Origin of the sequence: Rhodococcus sp. BS-15 (genome assembly GCF_000813105.1) — a bacterium.
Classification (GTDB): domain Bacteria; phylum Actinomycetota; class Actinomycetes; order Mycobacteriales; family Mycobacteriaceae; genus Rhodococcoides.
Genome location: NZ_BAOX01000364.1, coordinates 1 through 4,328, shown reverse-complemented (window position 1 = coordinate 4,328; position 4,328 = coordinate 1). Strand labels below are relative to the sequence as shown.

General features: G+C 65.9%; 5 protein-coding genes. 4 read left to right on the top strand and 1 reads right to left on the bottom strand.

The genetic code is table 11. From position 1 onward, the window contains the following. A partial coding sequence (locus RHBS_RS31140) for a DUF4190 domain-containing protein (RefSeq protein WP_145977600.1) occupies window positions 1-221 on the top strand: 221 nt, incomplete at its 5' end. Between the two features lie 80 nt (window positions 222-301). On the opposite strand, the gene RHBS_RS25025 is transcribed toward RHBS_RS31140, so the two are convergent. Continuing rightward, window positions 302-1,528 carry an MFS transporter gene (locus tag RHBS_RS25025; RefSeq protein WP_128646768.1) on the bottom strand — a complete coding sequence of 409 codons (1,227 nt, stop codon included), beginning with the start codon at window positions 1,526-1,528 and terminating at the stop codon, window positions 302-304. Between the two features lie 83 nt (window positions 1,529-1,611). On the opposite strand from RHBS_RS25025, the gene RHBS_RS25020 reads away from it, so the two are divergent. The 3 genes from RHBS_RS25020 to RHBS_RS25010 form a co-directional block, all read left to right on the top strand. After that, on the top strand, window positions 1,612-2,523 hold the full coding sequence (locus RHBS_RS25020; RefSeq protein ID WP_037195730.1) for a LysR family transcriptional regulator: 912 nt from the start codon (window positions 1,612-1,614) through the stop codon (window positions 2,521-2,523). Between the two features lie 4 nt (window positions 2,524-2,527). Further along, on the top strand, window positions 2,528-3,142 hold the full coding sequence (locus tag RHBS_RS25015) for a histidine phosphatase family protein (protein WP_128646766.1): 615 nt from the start codon (window positions 2,528-2,530) through the stop codon (window positions 3,140-3,142). 87 nt (window positions 3,143-3,229) lie between these two features. Next, a partial coding sequence (locus RHBS_RS25010) for a phage infection protein (protein ID WP_128646764.1) occupies window positions 3,230-4,328 on the top strand: 1,099 nt, incomplete at its 3' end.

Sequence of the window (4,328 nt, the reverse complement as noted above, 5' to 3'; positions counted from 1 at the left end):
ACTCCCAGTACTCCCAGTACGGGAATGCACCGTATGCCGGCGGTTATCAGGCTCCCGCGTCCACGAACACGTTGGCGATCGTGTCGCTGGTGCTGGGCATTCTCGGTCTGACGTTCATTCCGTTGCTTGCGTCGGTGTGCGCGGTGGTGTGTGGCCACATTGCGCGCGGTCAGATCAAGCGCACCGGCGAAGGCGGGTCGGGGTTCGCGACCGCAGGCTGATCATCGGTTACGTCTCGATCGCACTGTTCGTCGTCATCGTGGGTGCGATCGTCATTTTCGCCATCGCTGCCGCGAACACGTCAGCCTACTGATACCGGCTGCGCCAATCGGCCGTGCAGGCATGCGGCCCACACGCCTGCGATCACTGCCAACGCAATGACGAACAGCGCCAACGCGTTCCATCCCAGCGACTGGAACACAACGCCGCCGATCCATCCGACCATGGACGATCCGCCGTAGTAGAAGAGGTTGTACAACGAGGTCGCCTGCGCGCGGCCGTGAACGGCGCGTTGTCCGGTCCAGCCCGACGCGATGGCGTGGGCCGCAAAGAATCCCATGGTCAGGATCACCAGGCCGGTCAGAATGACGACGAGATTCGACGCCATCGTCAGTGCCACTCCGGCGATCATCGTTGCGGTGGATCCGGCGAGCACCACCGACCTGCCGTGCTTCGTCGCGAGCTTGCCCGCTACCCGTGAGGACACCGTACCGCTGAGGTACGCCACGAAGATCAGGCTGATCAGAGACTGTGGGAGCCCGAAAGGCACGGCCTCCAAACGGAATCCGAGGTAGTTGTAGATCGCGACGAAGCCGCCCATCAGCAGGAATCCCTGGCCGTAGAGTGCCGCCATCCCCGGTTCGCGCAGGTTTACCAAGAGCCGTCCCGGCAGGTCACGAATCTGGCTGTGCACCAGCGTCGTTCGCGGTTTCGGTGCAAGCCACACGAACAGCGCGGCGGCGAGAGCCGCAATCAGCGAGACGGTCAGGGTGCCGATGCGCCAGTTGGTGTATTCCGCAACGGGTCCGGCGACGATGCGGCCGAGCAGTCCGCCGAGCGTCGTGCCGGACACGTACGTCGCCGCGGCCAAGGCAGTGTGACTGCGATGCACCTCTTCGCTGAGATATGCGATCGCTATGGCGGGGAGACCGCCCAGTGCGGCACCTTCGAAGAAACGAACGACCAGAAGGACTTCGAGCGACGGCGCGAGCGGTACCAGCAGTCCCAACGTCGTGGCGGTGAGGATCGACGCCGTCATGGCCCGGACTCGACCGATGCGGTCGGCCGCAACCGACCAGGGAATGACCGAGACCGCGACGCCGACCGTCGCGAGTCCGACGGCGAGCGAGGACAGCGACGGCGTGATGTCGAGATTGGCGGCGATGAGCGGCAGGATTCCCTGCACCGAGTACAGCTGGGCGAACGTCGCGACTCCGGCGAACAGCAGGGCCAGGACGAGTCGGCGGTATTCGCGCGAGCCCCTGGGGTGTCCCTCCCACCCGAGGACCTCGGGCTGCGTCGTAGTCATGCAGATCACGTTAGAAGCGCTCACGGTATTCGTCCAATGCATGAGACATGGCAAACCGATACACCAACGATATGATTCGTTTCATGCGTCGCGAAGCGATCGAACTGCTGCCGCTGCTGCCGACCCTCGTGGCGGTGGCCGACACCGAACACATCACCGACGCCGCGCACGTGCTGGGCCTTCCACAGCCCACCGTCAGTCGGCAGGTGGCCCGCGCGTCGGCGATCCTGGGCGTCGACATCGTCGAACGACGCGGCCGCGGAATCGTGCTGACCAGCACCGGCCGTGTTCTGATTCCGTACCTGCAGCGAGCGTTGAGCGATATCGATGCCGGCATCGACGCCATGACCGAGCACGACGCTCGGGCTCGCGGCCGTATCGCAGTGGCGTTTCAGAACACCCTGGGCGAGGACGTCGTACCGGCGCTGATCCGGCAGTTCCGCGTCGACCACCCGGCCGTCACGTTCGATCTGGATCAGGGTGCCCGCGCGCGCTGCCTCGACCGTCTCGCAGATGGAGTCTCCGACCTGGCGTTCGTCTCTCTCAGCGCCGAGCACACCGACGACAATTCGTTCCAGCTCTACGACGAGAGGCTGATGCTCGTGGTCCCGGCCGATCATCGCCTGGCCACCCGCAGATCGGTCGATCTCGCCGACACCGCCGACGAGAACTACATCGCGATGGGCCACGGTTTCGGCATGCGATCGATCTGCGACGAGTTGTGGGCGGACGCCGGTTTCAGCCCGCGCATCGCATTCGAGGGGCAGGACACCCACACGGTGCGCGGACTCGTCGGGGCCGGACTCGGCATCGCCATCCTGCCGCGGATCCGAGCGCACGGCGGAGAAGGAGGAACCGTCGACATCGGGCTCACCCAGCCCGCGGCTCGTCGACGTATCGGCATGGTGTGGGATCCGCAGGCCGATTCGCCGCGTCAGGTCGCGGCCTTCCGATCGATGGTGCAGCGCAGCGGCCGCACACTCGTGATTAGGTGAGTCGATGCAACTGGTTCTGGTGCGGCACGCGCTGCCACAACGGTCGGAGACCTCGGCCGATCCCGCTCTCGCCGACCTCGGCGTCGAACAATCTCTGCGGGTGCCGGGTGCAGTGGCCCGATTCCCGATCTCCCGAGTCGTGTCGAGTTCGCAGCTGCGCGCCGTCCAGACGGCGCAGCCTCTTGCCGATCGGCTCGGTCTGACCGTCGAGTCCGACGAGCGTGTGACCGAATACGATCGCGACTTCGGCGGCTACGTTCCGATCGAGTCGGCCAAGACCGAATTCCGGGAGGCATTCGATCGCATCAAGGCCGGGCATCTTCCCGAACAGGTCGACGAGCAGGCATTTCGGCAGCGAGTCCTGGCCGGTGTCGCCGATATCGTCTCGGCCGCCGCGCACACCGACACCGTGGCGCTCTTCGCCCACGGCGGCGTGATCAACATCCTGCTGCAGGACATTCTGCAGACCCCGAAGGTGCTCGGCTTCCCGATCGACTACTGCTCGGTGACGCGTGTGCTGTTCTCGCGCAGTGGCGCGAGGTCGGTCTCCTCGGTGAACGAGACCGAGCATGTGTGGGACCTGCTGCCCCGCAACCGGCAATCCACAGAGAGCTCTTAAACTCCCAGGTAGAGGGTGTGAAACGCGGCGTCGACGGCCATCGACTGGTCGGCGAGGCCGTACCTGGCAGTTAGCCTCGAACCCATCATGGGTGAATTGCGTATCTTCCGACGTCCTGCCGTTGCTCTCACTGCGCTGGCGTTTCCTCTGGTGGCGGTGGGTGCTTTTACACTGGGCACCGGCTACGACCTCGGCGGCGAATCCACGGCCACCACCACCGCAGCCACAGAGCAGGCACCGGACCAGCAGACGGCGGACCAGCAGACGGCGGATCCTCTGGCCGCGGCCAGGAGCAGCCTCAACAGCGCTTCGCTGCCCATCACCTTTCTCTCCAGCGGTATCGGTCAGCTGACCGACGGCGGCACGCAGCTCAACGACGGCGTCGGACAGCTCGCCGACGGCATCACCCAGGCGCACGACGGAACCATCCAGCTCGCCGACGGGTTCGGGCAGTACCGCGACGGCATCGGTCAGCTCGGGGACGGCGCGTCGCAGATCAGCGGTGGCGTCGACCAGGTTGTCGACCAACTCACCGGCTTCGGCGCTCTGCAGGCCGATTTCACTGCGAAACTCGCCGCCACCGCAGACCAGGTCGATCGCTTCCCGCACCCAGGATCCGACGCCATCTCCGGCGAGATCCGCGGGGTCATCGACACCCTGAACACCCAGGCGTTCGGGCCCGACACCCTCGCCCAGCTGCAGACCCTCAAGGGCGGTGCTCAGCAACTGTCCTCCGAACTCAACGACCCCAACAGTCAGTTCCTCGGTGCCACCGCACAGCTCGGCGACGCCACGGTCCAGCTGCGGGACGGACTGGGCCAGCTCGACGACGGCGGCCAACAGCTCAAAGCGGGCACCGATCAGCTCGTGACGTCGGTCGAGCCGGTCGAGGGAATCGTCAACGGCATCGCCACCAACGTGCGCGACGCCTCCGCGGCACTCCCGCAGGGAACCGCTGCCACCACCACAGACGACGCCGCCGCCACGGACCAGAATCTCGCGGCCGCGACGACGTCCACCGAAACCGGTGCCACCCCGTATCTGATCGCAGCCCTGGTGGCTCTCGGAGCCCTGGGATGCGTCAGCCTCGTTCGAGTACTCGGCAAGGACAGCAGCCCACGACTGCTCTCGGTGGTTGCAGCCGTCGCCGCGGTCGGCGTCAGCGCGCTGTGGCCTTCGCCTTCGA

Bases quoted from the DNA above. Each gene is read 5' to 3' on its own strand.
- RHBS_RS25020 (WP_037195730.1), top strand. From the start codon at position 1,612: ATGCGTCGCGAAGCGATCGAACTGCTGCCGCTGCTGCCGACCCTCGTG.
- RHBS_RS25025 (WP_128646768.1), bottom strand. From the start codon at position 1,528: ATGACTACGACGCAGCCCGAGGTCCTCGGGTGGGAGGGACACCCCAGG.
- RHBS_RS25015 (WP_128646766.1), top strand. From the start codon at position 2,528: ATGCAACTGGTTCTGGTGCGGCACGCGCTGCCACAACGGTCGGAGACC.